Source organism: Paraglaciecola sp. T6c (assembly GCF_000014225.1).
In the GTDB taxonomy this organism is placed as follows: domain Bacteria; phylum Pseudomonadota; class Gammaproteobacteria; order Enterobacterales; family Alteromonadaceae; genus Paraglaciecola; species Paraglaciecola atlantica_A.
On sequence record NC_008228.1, the window covers coordinates 929212 to 951298 of the forward strand.

Annotated in this window: 13 protein-coding genes; 6 read left to right on the forward strand and 7 right to left on the reverse strand. The window is 46.2% G+C overall.

Annotated elements, in window-relative coordinates:
• Positions 1-158: 158 nt before the first annotated feature.
• Positions 159-2735: a glycoside hydrolase family 2 TIM barrel-domain containing protein gene (locus PATL_RS04110; protein WP_011573693.1), complete on the forward strand. Its 2577-nt coding sequence runs from the start codon at positions 159-161 to the stop codon at positions 2733-2735.
• A 12-nt stretch (positions 2736-2747) separates the two neighbouring features.
• On the forward strand, positions 2748-3635 hold the full coding sequence (locus PATL_RS04115) for a family 16 glycosylhydrolase (protein ID WP_011573694.1): 888 nt from the start codon (positions 2748-2750) through the stop codon (positions 3633-3635).
• 106 nt (positions 3636-3741) lie between these two features.
• On the opposite strand, the gene PATL_RS04120 is transcribed toward PATL_RS04115, so the two are convergent.
• The 4 genes from PATL_RS04120 to PATL_RS04135 form a co-directional block, all read right to left on the reverse strand.
• On the reverse strand, positions 3742-4410 hold the full coding sequence (locus tag PATL_RS04120) for a putative glycoside hydrolase (protein ID WP_011573695.1): 669 nt from the start codon (positions 4408-4410) through the stop codon (positions 3742-3744).
• A gap of 28 nt (positions 4411-4438) precedes the next feature.
• Positions 4439-5938 carry a tryptophan halogenase family protein gene (locus tag PATL_RS04125; RefSeq protein WP_011573696.1) on the reverse strand — a complete coding sequence of 500 codons (1500 nt, stop codon included), beginning with the start codon at positions 5936-5938 and terminating at the stop codon, positions 4439-4441.
• Positions 5939-6028: 90 nt separating this feature from the next.
• On the reverse strand, positions 6029-7729 hold the full coding sequence (locus tag PATL_RS04130) for an Ig-like domain-containing protein (protein ID WP_011573697.1): 1701 nt from the start codon (positions 7727-7729) through the stop codon (positions 6029-6031).
• Positions 7730-7803: 74 nt separating this feature from the next.
• Entirely contained in the window at positions 7804-11460 is a 3657-nt protein-coding gene (locus tag PATL_RS04135; RefSeq protein WP_011573698.1) for a TonB-dependent receptor, read from the reverse strand.
• Positions 11461-12154: 694 nt separating this feature from the next.
• Between PATL_RS04135 and PATL_RS04140 the strand changes: the two genes are divergently transcribed.
• The 4 genes from PATL_RS04140 to PATL_RS04155 are packed head-to-tail and all read left to right on the forward strand — an operon-like array spanning position 12155 to position 16114.
• Entirely contained in the window at positions 12155-13507 is a 1353-nt protein-coding gene (locus tag PATL_RS04140) for a family 43 glycosylhydrolase (RefSeq protein WP_011573699.1), read from the forward strand.
• 44 nt (positions 13508-13551) lie between these two features.
• Positions 13552-14466: a 3-keto-disaccharide hydrolase gene (locus tag PATL_RS04145; RefSeq protein ID WP_011573700.1), complete on the forward strand. Its 915-nt coding sequence runs from the start codon at positions 13552-13554 to the stop codon at positions 14464-14466.
• On the forward strand, positions 14463-15755 hold the full coding sequence (locus PATL_RS04150) for a glycoside hydrolase family 117 protein (protein ID WP_011573701.1): 1293 nt from the start codon (positions 14463-14465) through the stop codon (positions 15753-15755). The genes PATL_RS04145 and PATL_RS04150 overlap by 4 nt, the downstream gene beginning before the upstream one ends.
• 53 nt (positions 15756-15808) lie before the next feature.
• Entirely contained in the window at positions 15809-16114 is a 306-nt protein-coding gene (locus tag PATL_RS04155; RefSeq protein WP_011573702.1) for a porin family outer membrane protein, read from the forward strand.
• A 69-nt stretch (positions 16115-16183) separates the two neighbouring features.
• Here PATL_RS04155 and PATL_RS04160 read toward each other — a convergent pair whose 3' ends face one another.
• Genes PATL_RS04160 through PATL_RS04170 form a run of 3 tightly spaced genes read right to left on the reverse strand, consistent with a single transcriptional unit; the run spans position 16184 to position 22086 of the window.
• A complete protein-coding gene (locus tag PATL_RS04160; protein WP_011573703.1) occupies positions 16184-17602 on the reverse strand; it encodes a DUF1501 domain-containing protein in 1419 nt (472 codons plus the stop codon).
• 9 nt (positions 17603-17611) lie between these two features.
• The gene (locus tag PATL_RS04165) at positions 17612-20836 is read right to left on the reverse strand and encodes a DUF1553 domain-containing protein (RefSeq protein WP_011573704.1); all 3225 of its coding nucleotides are present in this window, start codon (positions 20834-20836) and stop codon (positions 17612-17614) included.
• An 8-nt stretch (positions 20837-20844) separates the two neighbouring features.
• Positions 20845-22086 carry a peptidylglycine monooxygenase gene (locus PATL_RS04170; RefSeq protein ID WP_041714220.1) on the reverse strand — a complete coding sequence of 414 codons (1242 nt, stop codon included), beginning with the start codon at positions 22084-22086 and terminating at the stop codon, positions 20845-20847.
• Between the last annotated feature and the right edge of the window lies 1 nt (position 22087).

Genomic DNA, 22087 nt, shown 5'->3' on the forward strand with positions numbered 1-22087 from the left:
CAGGTTTATTTGTGACGCTTTAAGTCATTCTGTTGTTCACGTTTCACGATATTTATTTCTTTAAAAGAATAACGGTATTTCAGAAGAATAACGGTACTTCACAAGAAAGACGGCACCTCAGAAAATAGCTTCGTCTGCTACTCGTTAAGGGACAAAAAATGAAAAAATGGTCATTCATCGTATTGCTATATGGCTGCCTGAGCAGCTGCGTTTTAGCCGATACCGAAGCAAGAAAAACGATAGATTTCAATTTTGACTGGCAGTTCCATCTTGGTGAAGTAGAAGGAGCCTTTATCCCTGATAACGCTGAAGGCGTTGAGTGGGAGCGAGTAAGGTTACCTCATGATTGGTCGGTCGATTTACCCTATTCACAAGAAAAAAGCGCATCAAGCACCGGCTTTAAAGCAGGTGGAATAGGCTGGTATCGAAAGCCATTTTCGCTGTCTCAAAGTGACATGAACAAAGCCATGTGGTTCGAATTTGACGGCATTTATAACAATGCTGAAATTTGGATAAACGGCCACTTTGCAGGGCGACGTCCCAGCGGCTACAGCAGCTTTGCTATCGATCTGTCAGCACATGCGTTAGCGGGCAAAAACATGGTCACCGTCAAAGTGAATCGCACTGCCTACAATGACGCAAGATGGTATACCGGCTCTGGCATATACCGTGACGTTCGATTGGTGAAAGCCAATCAAAATCATATTGAACATTGGGGAGTTCAAGTCTTAACGCCTAAGGTCAGCGCCGATAAAGCAAGTGTTTCTGTCCGTGCTGAGTTGGCACTCACTGACCTTGCACTCTCTGGTATAAATGAAGCTAAAGAGTCTAATAGCTCGAACTTATATCTAGATGTCCAAATCTTAGACCCAGATGGTAAGCAAGTTGCTGCATCAAAAACTAAGCTCAAACAAGGCCAGGCAACTGTAATAAACAGTGAACTGCAGTTGCAGCGTCCCCAGCTGTGGACGCTTGAACAACCGAACTTGTACACCGCTAAGGTGGCGCTGCGCAGTAAACTGGGAGTTGTCGATTCAACCGAAACGCAATTTGGCGTAAGAAGCCTTGCTTTCGATCCAGACCAAGGCTTTTTACTTAATGGCAAAAGCACTGAGTTTAAAGGTGTCAATTTGCATCATGATGCAGGGGCCGTGGGGGCAGCCGTGCCAAAAGAAATTTGGCGTTACCGCCTAGAAAAGCTTCAATCTGTTGGAGTGAATGCCCTGCGATTGGCACACAACCCCCACTCGACAGATCTGCTCGATTTAGCTGACGAGATGGGCTTTTTAGTCATCGCTGAAATGTTTGATGATTGGTTGCGCCCGAAAGACAAGAGCGTGGTATTTTTAAGCGATAACGCCGGCAAGGGAGATGCGGTTAAATCCTACACTGAGCATTTCCCCCAATGGGCCGAGCGCGACCTAAGCGATTTGATCCGTCGTGATTTTAATCATCCCTCCGTCATCATGTGGAGTATCGGTAATGAAATCGAGTGGACATACCCTTACTACAATGCGTCTCAACAATGGGATGGTGACAAAAAAGATTATCACGGCAAAAACCCACCTGTTTACGACCCTATCAGGGTACGCAAAGAATTTGATAACAACAAAGGTCAAGAAGTCGACCATCTTGCGCGAACGGCCAAATACCTAGCAAACATCGTTAAAAAGCTCGATGTATCACGACCCGTTACCGCTGGCATGGTCACCCCATCAGTGAACTTTGTAAGCGGCTATGCCGATGCTCTTGACGTAGCGGGCTTTAATTATCGCTCGCAAGAGTACGACGCAGCCCACGAGATGTACCCAGATAAACCAATTTATGGCTCGGAAAACTGGGGCACGTGGCCAGAATGGAAAGCAGCCAAAGATCGTGCATTCGTGCCGGGCATTTTTATTTGGACAGGCTTCGCATACAAAGGCGAGGCAGGGCCTTGGCCGCGCAAAGGATTAGAGATTTCCTTGTTCGACTATGCGGGCAATAAAACCCCTCGTGGTCATCAGTTTGAAGGGTTTTGGGTTGACGAACCTAAGGTTTATTTGGCGACCATAGAGGCCGCTGAATCTGAGTACCAGTTTAATGAACAAGAAGGTTGGGTGTTTACCGAACGTGCTCACCCTATTGAAAAAATGCAGTGGCTTAGAGCATGGGAATGGTATGACGTTGACGATAGCTGGAACTATCAACCGCAACAAGACGTTATCGTTCACGTTTATTCAAACACCGAGCAAAGTGAATTACTGTTAAACGGGGTTTCACTGGGCAAGCAATCTATCAGTGACGACAATAACCGTATTTTATTTTGGCAGTTACCGTTCACAGCAGGCGAGCTAAAGGTCGTTGGTTACAATGATGGGCAGCCTGTTGCAGAGTACGCATTACATACCCACCAAACTATCGCATCCATAGAACTCACGTCGACTAAAACCCAAATGCAAGCGGATCAGTACGATGTTGCTCATGTGCATGTCAGGTTGGTGGATAAAAACGGCAACACCGTCCTTAACCATGATGACAGCGTACGCTTTAGTGTGTCTGGTCCTGGCACCTTACTGGCTGTGGACAACGGTTGGGAGAACAGCGTACAAGACGAACGTGCAGATAATATTTTACCTCACCAAGGGCGAGCCTTAGCCATTATTCAGTCTACTGACCTAGCGGGAGACATTACCTTACGGGTGGATACCCAAGGTGCTGAGCCTGTTTTTATAACCTTGAACAGCAGTAAATAAGGCGTTTTGAGCATGAAACTAATATTAAAAGCGACAATGAAGGCGATGGTCAGCGGGTTGTCTTTGACATTGTGTACCGTGAGTGACGCACAGGAGTTAACTGTGCCGCCCCCTGGATACACGGCCATTATCCAAAAAAGCGATTTAGTGCAGCGGCAAAACCAGCAGTTCCCTTTGTCGGATCAAAACAACAAGGGCAAGTGGGTTTTAAATTCACAGTTTACTGATGAATTCGATGGCCAAATATTGGATACCCAACGTTGGCACCCAACTAACCCTGGTTGGAAAGGGCGAGAGCCGACCTTTTTTCACAAAGACAATACTCGCTTAGAAGGCGGCGAGCTGGTTATGTCTATTAATCAACATGGAGATACCGAATTACCTGAAGGATATACACATTCATCAGGGTTTATTAAAACCAAAGAGCGTGTGCTTTATGGCTATTTTGAGTCAGAAGCAAAGTTAATGGATGCCCCTTGGGTATCTGGGTTCTGGTTGACCATGGGCACCAAAGAGTGGTGGACAGAAATTGACATTCAAGAGAATTGCCCCTGTGTTGATGGCCAGCGTCACGATATCAACAGTAACCTGCATGTGTTTCGCTCGCCTAAGGAGCATGGGAATGTCAAAAAACATTTCTCTGATTCAAAGAAATACTATCACCCAGATGAGATTCAAAAGGACTATCACGTTTGGGGGCTAGAATGGAACGAAGACGTGATCCGCTTTTTTATTGACGGTTTTATGTTTCGAGAAGTTGAAAATACCCATTGGCACCAGCCGCTGACAATTAACGTTAATAATGAATCAAACAAATGGTTTAACGCCTTACCAGATGATAATCGTACGGATGAAGAATATAGAGTTAAATACGTGCGCGTGTGGCAACAGCGTCAGTAATAGGCCGTAACGGTAAGCAAGGCTCGCTTACCGTTTTTTTGCAAGGAATGTGCTTTTGCCGCCGGCGATAAACCGCTGATAAAACAACTTAGCTTAATCGGCAACACTAGCAACCAGAAGCGTCATCGGGCAGCGGGGCTAAGCCAATATTCGCTAATTCAATCTCCATTTTGCCTTGGGTGCCAATCGATATACTGGTGACGTTGCTAAAATCGAACTGGCCAGATTTATCAAAACAACTTAACGGTATGGGCACATTCAGCCATTGGTCTTTTTGTAATTTCCCCAGCGCCGTATTAATGGGCAACTCACCGATACATTTATTTGAGTTATTGCATTGCATCGTGAGCTTAGTTAACGCATTCGGTGCCCGTAGCACCTTTATGTTAAGCACTAATGCCGCTATTTTTTTCACCGACGATATATCCGCATTGCTTCTTCCTAAGCTGAAGGTGCTGTCGTAGAGCGCGTTGCCACCCCATTCATTTTTCACTTTCCGGCCCTTCCACTTTAGGTTCAGCGCGTCCCCCTTGGTATTTTGCTGTGCTGGGCGGACCGTTAAGTTCCCCCTAGCCGTGGCGGCTTGTTGATCCTCCAAGGGAATATAGTAATTCAAGCCATTACCTATCGACGCCGTCCAATTGCCCACGGCCTTGCCTTGCGTCAAGTAACTAGACACAGGATCGGTACCAAAGCTGAATGCTTGAGCGGTAAACAAGCCGGTTAAGACAAGTGCTAATGTGTGTCGCGTGTAAGATTTTTTTGTGTTTTGCATAAAGCCACCTTGTTATTTTTCTGAGGTACTATTGGAGGTAGGACTGATGCGGTGCTAAGCGTGCGACTTCTGACTGTATGGCGAGTTTCACGTTATTGAAGAACGGCTCAGCTTGCTGCGCATCGAACTGTTTGTCTGAAAAAGCGGAATAGTCCCCTAAGTAGCCTTGCCCCACCAACACTTGAAACCAACTTTGAAAAGGAAACAAACTACTTTCAGGTAAGTTGATGTAGCCAGTGCGGTTAAATTCGGCCAAGTAATGTTGCAATGTTTGCGGGATCGGCATCGTCTTACAGTGTTGCCAGAATGGGGTGTCGGTACGTTTAGATACATGATAATGCGTGAGCAAAAAGTCTTTTATGCTTACAGCCTCATGATAAAACATGCGGTTAAAACGCTTGGCCTCGTGAGCTCTGTCTTGCCCAGAGATAAGTGCATCTTTTAGCTCGAGTGCGTATTTGTGAATAAGATGAATACTGGTCGACTCAAGAGGCTCAAGAAACCCGCTAGCAAGCCCGATGGCAATACTGTTGCGATGCCAAGGCGTAGTCAAACAGCCTGTTTTAAAATGAAGGATCTTAGGCTCGGTGATGAGTTGTTCACCTGCAAGTGCCTTCTTCAGTTCTTGTAATGCTTGCTCGTCAGTTAGAAATCGGCTAGAGAATACGTATCCGTTTCCTGTGCGATCACGCAGGGGAATTTCCCAGCGCCAGCCAGCGTTCATAGCGATTGATTTGGTATAGGCTGCAGCAGGCGTATCGCGTTTCGTCTGTACGGCGATAGCAGCGTCACAAGGCAATTCATGGCTCCAATCGTTGAATTTACATCCGTAGTGCACCTTATTTAAACGTCCATACATACCGGAGCAATCGACAAAATACTCCCCAGAAACATTACGTCCATCGCGTAAACTCAAACTTGATATGTCTCCGTTGCGTTTGTTATTAACACGACTCACTGTGCCTTCAATATGTTCAACCAAGTGTTCCTGTGCGTATTGCTTTAACAAGTCTGCAAGCTTGCTGGCATCAAATTGGTACGCATAAAATAGCAATGAAAGAGGGTAGAAGTGTTGTGGGTTAGCGCCTTTTGGAATGGCCAGCGGCGGATGAAACTTGCCCGCCTTTGCCGCCACTGCACTGGGGATATAACTACCGAGATCGGTTAGGTTAAGGGGGCCCGCGTATTTGAGCCAAGCCTGGGGGAATGAAAGTGCGTTGAATGGCGTACCAATATCTCCAAACGCATGCATGTATCGGTTACCTATTTCAGACCAATCTTCAAACTGAATACCGTACTTATATGTACCGTTAAGTCGCATTAAAAAACGGTGCTCGTCTAATTCTAAATATTTTAATAATAGGGTGAGTGGCGGGATGGAGGCTTCACCGACGCCGACACTTGGAATGTCAGGGCTTTCGACTAAGCGGATATGAAATCTATCGTTAGGTAAGCCTTTAGCGAGTATGGCCGCTGACATCCAGCCTGCTGTGCCACCACCTAATATTGTTATCGTTGTTTTTTTCATTGGGTAACCAACTTCTTTTATGTGAAAAACATGAAGCGTGTTACCGACAAAGCCCCGATATACGGGGCTTTTATAGATGTTACTTAACGTTTATTCGACATTCTCGTAAGACAAGTTGTCAATGTACGCTTCGACACTTGGCTCAACATGGAAGTTAAAGTAAAAACTGCCATCGTTGCGACTCTCGCCTGGGCTGTTGAACCTGTGAGTAAAGCGCACAACTTCACCATTGGCTACTTGCTCTGGTGTCACATTTAGCACTGTGGTTTGCCAATTGATCACACCTGGAGACTGGAAGTAAACCTGAATGGCGCTGCCTTGAATGACGCGAACATCGAAGCTCACTTCGTGGGCGACAGAAGTATCGACACCTGCATGGGCAAACGCTTTAGGTGAAAATTGCGCTTTTACACCGTTACCGCCCATAGAGTTAACGTACAAGCTTTGACCATCAATAGCGTTAGCATCATCACGCAACTCTATTACCCCAAGGTTAACTTGGCCTGCATCTGTTCTAGCAAACAGAAAGTCAGGGCCGAGGGCATCTTCTGATGAGAATTCACGCTTACCTTTAGCCATCAGATTGGCACCCGGAACAATCGTTACCTCTGTATCATAGGTTAAGTTGGTGTCTTCAATCGTGGCCGTTACTATGACTTTGTTGTCGTCCTGCATATCCACTGCGTTGTTGTACACAAGCGGTGTCACCAGCCCATCTTCATCCACTGTGAGTTTGTCTGTATCAGAAGACGTCCAAAGTACATTATTGGTAAATTCCACTTCGTCAGTATCGGGCAACAACAGATAATCTAAATCTAGCGGTGTATCTAATTGAACTTCGACTGTGGCTAAGGTATTGGGTGATTCAGCCGCATCGTCATCAATAATAGCAATGCCTGTGGGGTCCGTTAATGGCACGACGTCACCAGTTACTTCTGTCGTTAAAGTGCCATCTTGGTTTGCGACAAGGATCGTAAATGAGCCCAGTTCAACGCCCGTTATCAGGCCCTGAGGACTCACTGATGCCACTTGTGGGTCCATACTGGTGAACACAGGGTTGATATAGGTGGTGTTTGCTGGCGTCAAATTGGCGTTGATTTGTGCGGTATAGCCTTTTGCTACCTCGACATTGGCGTCACTGACTAAATTAATCTCTTGTGCTTTGACTTCGGCACCATTGACCGTAATCGTTAATTCCACCTCAGGTAGTGTATCTGAACCATTATCAACTGAGTAAGTGAAGCGATAAACACCTTGGGAGTATAGCTGTGGCGGCACATCTATAAGCGGCTCATCATTGCTGATGTCATCGTCAGCATTGTTGCTTGCTTCGATTTCACTGTTTTGCGTGTTAACTTGTTGAATTAAGGCGTCTCTTTGTTCAACCGTGTAGGGATGCACAAGCGTATCTTCGAATACAGAGCCATCGAACGTCAATTCATTCAATGTGGCGGTGACCGCTCTGTTCGGCAAAGGCGGCCCAACGAAAAGGTTTTGTACTAAGCCATCAGGTCCAGGTATTTCGTTACCAAACTCATCTATCACTTTTTCAAGGTAGGTAAGTTTTCGAATAAATATTGGTGTATCAGCTGGGTTAGTGACCCCATCGGTTAAATCAATCGTTATGGTTTCATCTTCGCTGAACGTCAGTGTTGGGCTCGTTTGTGCAACCTGAGGAGCCGGTACATCGTCACCAAATAATTCTTGCGTGCCATCGCCTTCTCCGCACGCGGTTAACGCCAAAGATACAGCTAAGCCTAAACTACATTTTTTAAGTAAGTTTGTGTACATCTTACTAATTCTCCAATTTTTGGCGCTCGTTTAACCTTTGGTTATAACAAGCGCGACAATACGATTTGTGTGCGTTAGAAATTCACTCTGGCGCTGACACGGAATTGACGACCCGTTTTGTATTCCCCGATGGTTCGCCCTTGATAAACGTCATCCGTCAGTGCGTTGCCTTCGCTCAATACCGTTACGTTGCCATCAGCATCTCTCAAGGTCAGGTCTCGAGAGGTGAAGTACGTGCGAGTGATGTCATCCGTAAGATTCAGCGCATGGAACGTAAACGTGATGTTCTCATCCCATTTGTAGGTGGCACTAAAATCAAGCTTGGTAGTGGAATCTTGCCAAGCGTTACCATTGGTCACTTCGCCCACGAATTGGTCAGAATTAAATCTATGAGTTAAGCGAAGTTGATGTCCGTCTTTCTCCCAGAACAAGGTTGTATTGGCGCTGTGCCTTGGCGTATATGCTTGGGGGACAGGTTGCACGACACGCTGTAAAGTTTCATCAAAGTCTGATTCGTTTTCTGAGTCAGCAAAGGTGTAGTTAAAGTTAACTCCGAGGCCAGACCAAAAGCCGGGCAAAAAGTCATAAGATTGGTTGTAAGAAAATTCTAACCCCTGAGTGACTGAGCCTTTACCGTTACGCAGTACGCTGGCTTGGAAGTTACGACATTCCACAGGCAAAACGTTGGCTATTTGCACTTGAACTACCCTGAAAGGCAAACAGTCACTGTTAAACGGTGTCACTTCGTTGACCTGGGTTACGCGACCATCATTGGGGTTAGTCACTTCGGTTTCTGCCCCTGGGTTGATGACTATTTCGTCGAGGGATATCGACTCTAGCCCATAGTCAGTTCGAATATCCTTAAGATAAACCTCAGCACTGACACGCTCTTCAAAGTTTTTCATGTCTTTTCTAAACAAGGCGACAGACACCAAACCTGCTTTGTTGAAGTACCACTCCAATGAAATATCGATGTTGTTCGACGTTAAAGGCTGAAGTCTAGGGTTGTTAGTACGAATACTACTTGAATCAACACCCCATGGGTCTTCACTGGCGCTAAAGCCCGGTGTAAGAGAGTCAAACCTAGGACGTGCCATGGTTTTTGAGGCCGCAAAGCGGGCTATTAATTCATCATTGATGGCATAGTTTAAGTTTGCACTTGGCAACCAAATTTCAGATTCGTTTTCACCGGTGCCGGCAAATGCACGGTTGTTAACCTCTCTAAGAGATGAGATTAAACCCGCGTCCAATAGCGCTTGGGCGCTAGCGCTTTGGGTTGAAGTATCCCTGTGGTCAAGTAATTGATACCAGTTTCGAGAGTTGTTGGTGACAGGTTCGTTTTGCGGGAATTGCCCTACTGGGCTGACCACATTGCCGTTTGCATCGTATTCGACCGCAAAACCGCGATCTACCGAATCACCTGCATCGTTGGTAACGATACCTGAGAAGCCGTCATCGTAGCATGGGTAAATGTTAGGGTCGGCGTTCACCACTGAACCATCAATAAACACGGCCTCTGGGCACGGCGCCAATGAAGTATTAGCCAGTTGTTTGCCATAGATCAGCGCGACTGGGTCAAATGCAACATTTTGTCCGTTAAAGCTAAAGGTTGAGTTGCCAATGGAGGTGTTTTCTGTTTTCACATAACGCACACCAATGTTACCGGTGAGTTTTGAATCAAAGTACTCAAAGTTTAGCTTAGCGTAGGCAGACACGTTGTCTTGGGTGATTTTTCGGTCGCCATTGTTATTACTCACCAACACCGAATTTGGTATTTGGAATCGCTCAGCAAACGCTTTTTCTGGGTCAAGGATCGCCCAACCATTAAGGTAGTTGGTGTTGTATTCACTGGCATTAGAGCCAAGTAGGCCGTCAAAGAAGTCGCTAACGGGTAAGCCAGTGCCTGCTGTAAAATCAGCCACTGTGATATCGCCTTGGCCTAAACCGGATATGACCTCACCGGTTTCTGGGTTCAACACAATATCGTCGGTATTCGAGAAGTCTTGGTAGTCAGTGAAGACCTCTTTATCACGGCTAGAATATTTAAAGCCAAACTCAACCTTATTAACGCCGACAAATTCTACGGCCCAATCAAAATCTAAAAATACAGATTTATTGGTGTCGATTTGATCTTCGTTGTAGCGAGATAAACCACCCAAATGATTAGCGTTCAAGTCATACGGACTAAACCCAGTAGGAGAAATATTTGATTGAGCTCCCCCAGCATTGATTGGGACGTATGATACAGGCTGATCCCCTGTGACCAATACACACTGGCCAGTGCTGCAATCAAAACCAACGGGTTGTAACACGGCATTACCGTTAGGATCTACAACAGGCACTTCGGCCAACTCAGGAATCGGCACCCTGTTCCAGTTTTGCGTTCTGACAGATGCATTGGGCAGGGATTCAAAGTCTGTTCTTGAATAACCTGCAGTAAACTCGACCAGCAGATCTTCAGTTAATTCATGATTAATTTTTAAGGTGGCTACTTTGTTCTCGGTTTCATTACCAGATAGTTGGCGTGAAAAACCACCTGAAGCAAAACGGTTTATTGATTTTACTAATGTGTTGCTTTGTTCATCAAGGATCCACCAGTCTTGCTGAGGATCGGTAAAAACCGTGCCCAGATGCGCTTGGGTTTCAGGAACCGACCCGTTGAATTCAGTATTGTGAAAATTGGTGACGGCAGAACCCAATACTGACAAATCTGGGGTAGTAACGTTTATGCTATGAGAGTCTTGTTCAAAGGTCTGTTTTGAATAGCTCAAGTCTAATTGCACGTCTGTTACGTCAGTGGGCAGAAACTGAATGCCCATAGTGAGCGTATCGCGGTCACGCGTATTTACAAACGTATTGAAAGAGCGGCCATTGGCGATAATCGCATCACGCTCTTCAGTGATGACTTCGCCATCTAAGTTGGTTGCCCCACCTTCGCGAATTCGCGCTGTTTTGTAGGGGGAGAGCCAATCGCCACCTAATGAATCTCGGCGTGTATCTTGGGTCTCTTTTGAAGCCGTAACGATAATGCCTAAATTATCATCAAGAAACTTCTCTGAGAACGTACCGCTTACTTTAAAGTTATTCTTTTCAGCGTATTCGTTATGCCGCCCTTGTACTTCAATTGAGCGACGATCTTCTTCTACACTCAAGGGTTTGAATGTTTTAAGAATAACGTTAGCACCTAATGAGCCTTCATCATGATCTGCCGCGGCAGTTTTTATCACGTTGATAGAGGATAGAATGTCGGATGAGAACGTACTTAAATCAACACTTTCATCTGACACACTCTGATTTGATCCAGAGCCGTTTAAACCAGATGTTAATGCGACGCCGTTAAGTGAAATTTGGTTTAATGCCGCTCCTGCACCACGAACGGAAATACGCGTACCTTCACCGTCAGACTCTTGCACCGTGACCCCGGTGACACGCGATAAGGCATCAGCAATGTTTTGATCGGTAGATTTACCTATATCTTCTGCAAATATCGAATCTTGTACACCATCAGAGAATTTCTTGGCGTTGATGGAGCGAATAACGCTTCCTCTATAACCTGAAACTTTGATGACCTCTAAGTCTTCTTCAGCTTTTTTCTTTTTCTCTTTCTCTTCTTCGCTACTGGGTGTGTCTTGTGCATCGGTATCTTGAGCAAATACAGTTGCAGAGTTGGAAGCAAATAAAAGAGGCATCATCGCGAGGACGAGTGGCTTTAATTTGAAACTTGCAGACATTTATAAGTTCTCCTGTTAAATACCGACTGTGTAGGGTGAGATCCGTAAGGCAATCTGACTCGGTTTCAGTCTAGTATCACTAAATGTATGTGTGTGTTTTTCGTATTATATATAAAATGTCGTTTTTATATGTTGATGAGTATATTTAGTTGTTTCTTTTATGTAAAGATAATTCACATGTAAATCAGGAGTTTTATCAATGTAATTATGTGTGCTCAGACATTCACTCTTTTTTCACGCTGGATACTATTCGGTTACTTTCTTCTAAGCTATTGTTAATTAGGTTAATTTTTTGATGCTTATGCGCCAGAGATAATGCCTGATGGTTTTTAGAATTTGTGCGTAACACAGGCTATAACCTAGTAATTATAAATTTTTAAGTAACAAATTAGTTACAAGTGACTATTGCCACTGCGTGTGAATGACGCTTTGAGTTAAATCAATTATGCCAGCTAAGGACTGAATATAGACAGTTACGTAGATTTTCTAGGAAGCCAAATACTGTGTTAAGCAGTTATATTAAATACACTTCTTATGTCTTACTGAGCGATATTGGTAGGTTTATTTGCCCGTTTTGCATTTCCTCTTATACTAAAGTCTAAAAAATACCCGTGGCAAACGTAGAAAACAGCATTGCAAGTGTATATATGAAAATGTATATTCAAATATACATTTTAACAATAAGTCAAAGATCATGCTCACAGGTCGTTTTAAATTACAGCTTCTAGGTTTATGTTGTCTGTCTAGCTCCGCCCTAGCGGATAATCCGCTCGTTACTCATATGTTCACTGCAGACCCTACTGCTCGGGTATTTGAAAACAAAGTCTATGTTTACCCTTCAACAGACGTGGTGTGTGAAGAGGGCTTTGGTAACAACGGGTTTTGTATGCCCGGCTATAACGTGTTTTCTTCAAGCAATCTTCACGATTGGCAAGACCATGGCACTATAGTTGACCAGACCGATGTGCCTTGGGGGAAAAAAGATGGTTTTGGCATGTGGGCACCTGATGTCGTTGAGAAAGACGGTACATACTATTTTTACTTCCCTGATATCCCGCTAGACGAAAGCGGGTTTAGGCGAATTGGTGTCGCTACGGCGCAGTCTCCTGCGGGGCCATTTAGCGTAATGGATGACTATATAGCAGGCGTCAGTGGGATTGATCCTAATGTGTTTATTGATGACGATGGTCAAGCTTACTTGTACTTCGGCGGAGGTGAGAAACTCTATGTAGCCAAGCTTAAGCCAAACATGGTTGAGTTAGCGAGCGAGCCTAAAGAAATTGCAGGGTTGCCATCTAAGTATAAAGAAGGGCCTTTCTTATTTAAGCGCAATGGCGTGTATTATTTTACTTTTCCTCATTCCCCAAGCGGCTCTGAAGAGTTGGCTTATGCGGTGGGTGACAGCCCCTTAGGGCCCTTCGAATATCAAGGCATGTTCATGCAACGTTGGCGTGATGGTATTTGGACCAACCACCACTCTGTTGTGGAATACGAAAACCAGTGGTACGTGTTTTATCACCATCACCAAATAAGCCAAAATCAACATTTGCGCTCGATGCGAGCCGACAGATTATTTTTTGACAATAGCGGATATATTCAACCAGTTACCCCCACTGAGCGAGGAATTGGCACCCCATTGGCGACGGCAAAATTACAGATCGACAGATACAGTATGTTGTCTGATAAGGGAGTCATAGTCTCAAAAGTGACTGGAGGAGCCTTACCAGCGAATTGGCAAGTTGACTGGATAGAAAATGGCGCATGGTTGAACTATGAGCGTGTTGATTTTGAGCAAGGCCAAGCTAAGAAAATCGTCGTTCAAGCGGCTTCGAAAACGCAAGGGGGCACGGTCGAGGTGCGCTTAGGTGGCCCCGAAGGTGAAGTTATTGCGCAAGTGCCAATCAGCAACACGGGTGGTTGGGATAAATGGCAAGCATTTGAAGCGCCAGTTAACACCAAGTTAACTGGGGTTAACAATCTCTCATTTGTGTTTAAAGGCGCCGAACAAGGACACTTATTTAACATTGACTGGGTGAGCTTCAAATAGCGCTCACAGGTGCCTTGTGTGCCTAAAAAAAGGGTAAATTCAAAATGAATACTTTATTTCACTCGCCACGTGTGGGTTATCAACTCTGCCGGTTTGGAGCCGTCTGTTCTGTGTTGCTGTTAAGTGCATGTTCCCCTACGGATAATACGACTAAGCAGGCACCAGAAAGTCAATGGCGTTACTTACTCGATAGCGAATTGTCTCAATGGAATGCTTGGATGGGTGTGCCTCATTCGTCGGTAAAAGGATTACCTGAAGGAACACACCAAGCTGACAACTTAAACGTGAACGGCGACCCAAGTGATGCCATGGGGCTCAATGCCGATGTGAAAAGTGTGTTTTCCGTTAGCCAAGAGCAGCAACCCGTGTTGCACGTGAGCGGTGAAATTTATGGTGGTTTAACCAGCAAGTTAAACTTTGAAAATTACCACTTGAGCTTACAAGTGAAATGGGGGGATAAAAAATGGGCGCCTAGGCTTGAAGCCAAACGTGACAGTGGTCTGCTGTTTCACTGCCAAGGTGAGCATGGTGCATTTTGGAAAGTGTGGAAGGCATGCCAAGAGTTACAAATTCAAGAAAGTGATTTTGGTGACTACATTCCCCTTGCTGGCCCAGGAGGGACAATTCGCTCGACTTATAAAGATGGTCAACAATTTTATGACCCAAACAGCCAAGAGCGGAATCAGGTTGGGGGTTATAGTCATGCGTATTTAGAGCCAGATTATCAACATGGTAACTGGAATACGGTGGAGCTTTACGCGTTGGCCGACAGCGCTGTGTTTGTTGTTAACGGCGAGGTGGTCATGGTTGTGACGGACTCGATTAACGAGCAAGGGGAGCCATTAACCTCAGGGCAGCTACAGTTGCAATCTGAAGGCGCAGAGGTGTTTTTTCGAGATGTGAAAATACGTCCAATTCAGGCATTTCCTAATCATATCGTGCGCGAAGCACACTTATGAAATACTGGCTAATCGGGGCGCTTTCTTTAAGCCTAACGGCCTGTAACAACACCACGATGGAGTCAGAGACCCGCGCAGCATCAACATCTGTGAGCGCGCCTAATAAAGCATATTCTCAAGCGGATTATGCCTATTTGGCAATTAGTCAGCCTGACACAATGAGTGCGGCGTCTAAACGCGCTTTAGCGCGGAATTATCATAAAAATGAACAATGGTTCGGTGAGTTTAGACACGAAACCTTATTTGGTGACTTTGCTTTCGATCCCAATGTGAGCAGGCGCGATCCGTCTAAAGTACTTAAGGTGGATAACGTATTTTACACTTGGTATACCCGCACTACAGGGGAGGCCGTAGGGTTTGGCACAGGGGATCCTAACGCCAAAGTCTTTCCGTGGGATCAAGCTGAGATTTGGTATGCCACGTCAAAAGACGGATACCATTGGCAAGAAAAAGGTCGAGCACTGGGGACGGGAGACGTTGGTCAGTTTGATGATCGCTCCGTTTTCACACCAGAAGTGTTGGCTCACCAAGGAATGTTTTATCTCGTATATCAGGCCATTAAGGCACCTTATCTAAATCGTACTAAAAATACTGTGGCCATGGCGTATTCCTCTTCACCTGATGGGCCATGGCGCAAACTTGATGCACCTATATTAACAGCATCAGACACTGGCGAGTGGGCAGGGACACAAGACAATCGCTTCTTAGTTAAATCCCAAGGAGATTTTGACAGCCATAAAGTACATGACCCAACGTTACTGTTTTATCGTGATAAGTTTTACCTGTATTACAAAGGTGAGCGCATGGGAGAGCGTAAAACGGCTGGGGGCCGAGAAATTCGTTGGGGCGTGGCGATTGCTGATAACCCTCAAGGCCCGTATATCAAGTCTGCGTTTAATCCTATTACCCACAGTGGTCACGAGCTCTGCGTGTGGCAATACCAAGATGGAATTGCCATTGTCTCCTCCCATGACGGCCCAGAAAAGCAAACGATTCAATACGCCCCCGACGGTATTAATTTCGAAGTCATGTCTTACCTTCCATCGGTGCCTAGCGCGATAGGTTTAGTGGAGTCATTAGATAAGAATGCCTACCCAACGGCAGGCTTAGAATGGGGGCTATACCATGAATATGTTATCCCGCCGGGGAAAACCTGGATGTCGGGCATTAATCACATAAAGCGTTTTAGCTTTAATGCACCAAACCGCGTTTCCATGCAAGGCGACTCAATAGGAAACACCCCGCAAAACAACTCTGGCGAATTTATCAATAAGCAGAGCGATCATTAGAAGGCGCCACATATAACGAAAGCCTCTAATCTGGTAGAGGTTATCGCTATGGCGTGACCGCAAATACAGATTTCTTCGCAGCGCTAAGCTATGAGTATGCAGATGTGTCAATTGACGCTGGCTTTGCTGAAGATGATTTCGACGACAACGGATATGGTGTGTCCGCAGGCGTGCGTTCAATGGTAACAAGGGCGGTTGAGTTACGTGGTGTTATTCATTACGTTAACGTTGAAGAAGATGATACAGCGTTTGAGTTAGGTGCTGATTATTTCATTACACCTAAGTTTGCCGTTGGTGCTTCTTACACTCTTGCTGATGACGTAGATGTGTTCGGTATTTCCGCTCGCTACAATTTCTAATTCAGGCTTCATATGATAAAGGCCACATGAAGTGGCCTTTTTTGTGTTAAGTGCAGTCAGATCAAACGCTTAGATTAACAAGTTCTTCATCACTTTGCCGTGCACATCGGTTAAACGAAAGCGTCTGCCTTGATACTTGTAAGTGAGCTTTTCATGCTCAACCCCCATTAGGTGCATCAATGTGGCTTGAAAGTCATGCACATGCACGGGATCTTTGATGATGTTGTAGCCGAATTCGTCCGTTTCACCGTATATACCCGGCTTAATGCCGCCCCCTGCCATCCACATGGTAAAGCAGCCAGGATGATGGTCACGGCCATAATTGGTTTCTGTCAGCTTACCTTGAGAGTAATTCGTGCGGCCAAATTCGCCTCCCCAAACGACTAGGGTATCGTCTAGTAGTCCGCGTTGTTTCAAATCTGTCACCAGCGCTGCAGAAGCCTGATCGGTCTTTTCACACTGGGCTTTAATGCCGCCAGGTAGGTTATCGTGTTGATCCCAGCCCTGATGATAAAGCTGAGTAAATTTAACGTTGCGCTCAGCTAAGCGCCTAGCCAAAAGACAGTTAGCTGCGTAAGTGCCCGGTTTGCGTGAGTCAGGCCCATACATATCAAAAACCCAATCAGGCTCATCGCTGAAATCAGTGGCATCAGGTACTGACTTTTGCATGCGCTCAGCCATATCGTATTGCGCTGCCCGTGACATAATCTCTTCATCTTGCCACTGTTGATATTGTGCATCTTGCAGCTGTTTGAATTTATCCATTAGCTTCGAGCGGTTCTTCACGTCTAAGCCCGGCGGGTTGTTTAAATAAAGTACTGGGTCTGCTCCGCCTCTAAATTGAACACCTTGATGGATAGAGGGCAAAAAGCCATTTCCCCACAGGCGCGAATATAAAGGCTGGCCGCCGGCATTGGTTGATACCATGACGATGAAAGGCGGTAAATTGGGGTTGTCGGAGCCTAGCGCATAGCTTAACCAAGCGCCTATGCTGGGGCGACCAGCGATAGGGAATCCTGTTTGTAAGAAGGTTATCGCCGGATCGTGGTTGATAGCATCTGTGTGCATTGAGCGCACGATACACAAGTCATCAACAATTTTGGCCGTGTGGGGCAATAGCTCACTCACCCAAGCCCCAGATTCGCCATATTGCTTAAAGTCATACACTGAGCGAGCTAAGGGCAGCGAACTTTGCTGCGCACTCATGCCCGTTAGGACTTGATCGCCTCTAACTTCTGCCGGCAGTTGTTGACCATGGCGTTTGTCTAACGTGGGTTTGTAGTCAAAGGTTTCCAGTTGCGATGGCCCGCCGCTTTGAAACAAGTAGATAACCCGCTTGGCTTTGGCAGGTGTGTGCGGAGAGCCCAAAATACCATTTAAGCCAGGGTTAAGGTCTCGTGCTTGAGCGAAATTAGGAATGGCGCTGGCCATCGCCCCAGCGGCTAAACCCTGCATCGTACCTTTTAAAAAATCTCGTCTGTTTGTCATGTTCGGCTCCTAACGTTTAATGACGCTAGCGTCGTGGTTAATTAACATATTGGTCACTGTGCCCAATGCAGCCAGCTTAATTTCATTAAGCTCACTATTGGCAGGGGTTTCACCCACAGATAGAAATTCGGCTGCCTTGTCAGGTGTTTGGCTAAAGCTTTGCTCGATCTCGCTATACATTTCTAGGATCAGAGCCTGCTCTTGTTCGCTTGGCATACGACTGGTCAGTAAACGATATACTTTCTTGAGTTGTTCTTCGGTATTTGCGGTGTCGCTTAACACGCTTTGTGCTAACACACGAGATGCCTCAACAATTTGCGGATCGTTTAACAGTGCCAGCGCTTGTAATGGGGTGCTGGTTGCTTGCCTAACCCCCACACTGTGCGCCCGGGACGGAGCATCAAAGGCGGTCATATTGGGTGGCGGAACGCTGCGCTTGTATATGGTGTACATGGAGCGGCGATACAAATCTTGCCCAGAGCCTTGCACGTAATCCATGTTGTTCATTCGCCAAATACCATTAGGCTGATAAGGGTGTACGCTTTTCCCGCCCACCTGCTCGACTAATAAACCGCTACTGGCCAGTGCATTATCACGGATCATTTCAGCTGTTAAACGAGCACTTGGGCCGCGAGCCAGTAGCGTATTCTCTGGGTCTAGCTCTTTTAGCTCAGGGGAGCCCTTGGATGATTGAGTGTAAGTCGATGAGTTGACCATCAACGCGATGAGCTGCTTAACGTTCCACCCAGATTCAATGAATTCCACTGCAAGCCAGTCGAGTAATTCTGGGTGTGACGGCAGCTTGCCTTGACTGCCAAAGTCCTCTGGTGTGGTCACCAAACCTTGGCCATAAATCATCTGCCAATAGCGGTTAACCACAACCCGAGACACCAGTGGATTTTTAGCATCCGTTAGCCACTTGGCTAAGCCCAAACGATTTTTAGGTAAACTTTTATCAAACGTTAGGACCGTCTCAGGGACACCGGGTTCTACTGGCTCCCCGTGCTCTGCATAGCTGCCACGATTCAGTACGTAGGCTTGCTTCGGACTAGGACCTTCTTTCATGACCATAATTTCTTGAATCTGCTCAGCTAAACCACTGTGCTCGGCCCGTAATTCGGATAGGTGAGCAATGTCTTGCTGAAATGCACTGTTGTACCTGTGATTGTATAGGGCCAATAAATCTTGCTGGGCAAAGTCAGATTCACGGTTTTGAGTGCCAAACGCGTTAGCGACTTCAACATGTGTCAAGTCAGCGCTGTAAACTCGCAGGTTATCAACTAGGGTGTCAGGTGTGCCTCGACTACGCCATCTGGCCCCAATTTTTAAGCCCATTTCTTTGAGCACGCCTTCATGTGTGTGTTTGAAATCTTTGTATAGATTGTCTTTCTCAACCTGCATTTTTAGTGGTTGGCCGTCGATATAAAAATGTACACCAGCGGCTTTTGAAGAGCCGTCGTAGGTCAGAGTGATATTTTGCCACCGATTGCGTGTTACCTCTTCGGTTGAGGTTAATGTAATGGCGTTAAATGGGTAAGTATGGGCAAAACGCACCAGCCAGCGTCCGTCCTGTATTGAAACATCAAAGCCTTTAAAATTATAAAGAATACCGGCTTTGTTGTAATGAAACAGGACCCCTTCTTCTAACGAGTCAGGCACTTTGGTATCTAAGCTAATGCTAAAGCGTTTCGCGCGCTCGAAGCCGTTTACGGTCGGAAAGTAAAGAGGATCGTCGCCATTTAGGACGATTGCTTCTCGGCCATCGTCTTTTATATGCACCATCGCATCGCCCACTTTCTTTTTCGGGTCAGAGCCAAAGATAACCTTCCCGGGGGCATCTTTGTTGATCTGGTTGCTGATGTTGTCGTTACTATCAGAGGAAGACAAAGGAAAGTAGGCCTGCAGGGTTTGGTTAATGTCTCGGGCGTCAGAGGATATATTACTGTTTACCCACTGTTTGAAGGCGTTGTTGTCGACGCTGTGGCGAGAGTCCATCTGCTGGGTTAGGGCATTCATTTGTGTCGTGATGCGTTCAAGCTGCGCTTGTTGCGTGTCAGTAGGCAATAGCAATGTGGGGACAGGCATATCGTTGGCATCGTAGGATATTTGCCCTGACTCTTCGATATTGTTAAAAAATGCTGTCGTGGCGTAATACTCTTTGGCAGATATAGGGTCGTATTTATGGTCGTGACATTGGGCGCAGTGCATGGTCAAACCCAGTAAGCCTGTGCCTACGGTTTGCACCCGATCTTTCACGTACTCCACTCTGAATTCTTCGTTAACGATCCCGCCCTCGCCATTTTGTGCATGTATACGGTTGAAGGCCGTGGCGAGCACTTGCTCTTTTGTTGGGTCAGGTAGCAAGTCGCCGGCAAGCTGCCAGGTAACAAATTCATCGAATGGCATGTTTTGGTTAAATGCTTGAATGACCCAATCACGATAGGGAGACATGTCTCGGTAAAAGTCTGTGCTGTATCCATGGGTATCAGCGTAGCGCGCAACATCTAGCCACTCTGTTGCTAAGCGTTCACCAAATGCAGGGGTGGCAAGTAACCGCTTTACCACTTGCTGATAGGCATCAGGGTTGGTGTCAGCAAGAAACGCATCGATTTCCTCTAAAGTAGGGGGCAGGCCAGTAAGATCGAAGGTGACTCGGCGTATCAGTGTTTCTTTGTCAGCACGAGGACTGACCGTTAAGCCTTTATCCTCGATGGCTTTCAGTATGAAATTATCCACTGGGTTTGCCGCCCAGTCTGAGTTGGCGGGTGTCGGCAAGGTTGTTTTTTCTGGGGCAATAAAAGACCAGTGCTTTTTGTATTTTGCACCTTGATCTATCCATTTTCCGATGAGCGCTTTTTCCCGGGGAGACAGCGATAGATTTGACTCAGGTGGTGGCATAACCATGTTTTCATCATCAGACATGATACGACGATAGGCAGCACTGTTTTTGGCTGAACCTGCGACTAAGGCGGCCAGTCCGTCATCGGTCTTGTGGCTGGTGGCACTGTCAAAATTAGACAGGCTTAAGCCCGCTTTGGCGTTGGCTACATCCGGGCCGTGACATAAATAGCATGTATCTGACAGGATCGGCTTAACATGGTAGTTAAAATCGACCACATCAGGCAGTGGCTCTTTAAATGCCACATCGCTTGCATCGTCGTTGCAACCCGCGACGAGCATTGCCATGGGCAAACCAACAATAACAGTAGTGATAAGGGGGAAATGAATTTTCATGGCTTGACCTACACGCGTTCTAATTTAATGGGGTACATCTGATTGGCATTCCACTGGCCCACATACAGATTTTCGTCATCATCTACACACACAGCATGGCAGTGATTAAAAACCTGATAGTTGGTTTGCATAGGCTGTAGCTGAGCATTGACATACTCAGGTGCTAAACCGCCGGGATTAGAGACCACACGGTTGTTTTTATCGAGTATGGTGATAAAACCGGAGTTAGGAGCCATCTTTGCGTCTATGTGCGACCAGCAAACAGGGGCGTAAAAATGCTCACCTTTGAACACAGGACCGCCTACATAGGCCCCTGGTAAATGAATATCACCGAGTAATTTTCCGTCCATTGAATACTTTTTGATAGCTTGTTCGCCCCTTGAGCTGACAAGTAAGTGGTGATTATTTGGGTCACGTGTGTCCACTCCAATACCATGGGTATTGACCAAGTTCAGTGATTTATCGGCGTTTTTCGTGCCTCCCCAGTGGCGCAGATATTTACCATTGCTATCGTAGTGAATAACAAAATCTGATCCGTAGCCGTCGGTGACGTACAAATCTCCGTTAGGGGCGACGGTGAGATCCGTCGGTTGATAGCGCATGTCTGGGGTATAAATACCTATTGTGACGGGGTGGCCTATGGTGTAAACCAGTTTTCCGTCTATCGTTAGCTTGGCGATAAAGCCACTTTGTGGATACCATTTATTTTTCCATTGATCGTCAGGGCGGTTGCGATCAAGCACCCATCCGCAATCAACGATATAGATAAAGTCTTCACCATTTTCATGGGAAATTTTAACGGAATGCGCCCCGGGGTATTGTGTGCCCCAAGCGTCCAGCAATTTGCCGTCTTTGTTGTACACCACGAAGTTATTTACGTCGCTATCGGTGACCATGATGATTCGCCCTTTAGAGTCGATGGCCAGACCGTGACTGTTTTCAACGGGCACTTTGTGGGGATCTAATCTGCCCCAGTTGTAGTCCACTTTATATTGAAAGTCGCCGTGGCCAACGATGCTACCGTGAGGTGAACGTCCCGCTTTGGGCAACTGCTTTTTCTCGGGTTCATGAGCATGGGTAGAAGACGACATGCCGGCTAATAGCAAAGCGCTACCGAGTGTTGCGCCACCTTGCAAGAACTGGCGCTTACTTGTATCTACCTTGGGGGCGTCAAGCGCTGAGTGACAGGCCGAATCAAGGGCTGAATGAGAGCTCGCTGTTTCAGTGGTGTTCAGTTTCGTATTTTGCATC

What these genes read in the sequence shown, in the direction of transcription:
- PATL_RS04140 (WP_011573699.1), top strand. Translation starts at nt 12,155, where the DNA reads ATGCTCACAGGTCGTTTTAAATTACAGCTTCTAGGTTTATGTTGTCTG.
- PATL_RS04145 (WP_011573700.1), top strand. Translation starts at nt 13,552, where the DNA reads ATGAATACTTTATTTCACTCGCCACGTGTGGGTTATCAACTCTGCCGG.
- PATL_RS04165 (WP_011573704.1), bottom strand. Translation starts at nt 20,836, where the DNA reads ATGAAAATTCATTTCCCCCTTATCACTACTGTTATTGTTGGTTTGCCC.
- PATL_RS04110 (WP_011573693.1), top strand. Translation starts at nt 159, where the DNA reads ATGAAAAAATGGTCATTCATCGTATTGCTATATGGCTGCCTGAGCAGC.
- PATL_RS04160 (WP_011573703.1), bottom strand. Translation starts at nt 17,602, where the DNA reads ATGACAAACAGACGAGATTTTTTAAAAGGTACGATGCAGGGTTTAGCC.
- PATL_RS04120 (WP_011573695.1), bottom strand. Translation starts at nt 4,410, where the DNA reads ATGCAAAACACAAAAAAATCTTACACGCGACACACATTAGCACTTGTC.
- PATL_RS04170 (WP_041714220.1), bottom strand. Translation starts at nt 22,086, where the DNA reads ATGCAAAATACGAAACTGAACACCACTGAAACAGCGAGCTCTCATTCA.
- PATL_RS04150 (WP_011573701.1), top strand. Translation starts at nt 14,463, where the DNA reads ATGAAATACTGGCTAATCGGGGCGCTTTCTTTAAGCCTAACGGCCTGT.
- PATL_RS04115 (WP_011573694.1), top strand. Translation starts at nt 2,748, where the DNA reads ATGAAACTAATATTAAAAGCGACAATGAAGGCGATGGTCAGCGGGTTG.
- PATL_RS04130 (WP_011573697.1), bottom strand. Translation starts at nt 7,729, where the DNA reads ATGTACACAAACTTACTTAAAAAATGTAGTTTAGGCTTAGCTGTATCT.
- PATL_RS04135 (WP_011573698.1), bottom strand. Translation starts at nt 11,460, where the DNA reads ATGTCTGCAAGTTTCAAATTAAAGCCACTCGTCCTCGCGATGATGCCT.
- PATL_RS04125 (WP_011573696.1), bottom strand. Translation starts at nt 5,938, where the DNA reads ATGAAAAAAACAACGATAACAATATTAGGTGGTGGCACAGCAGGCTGG.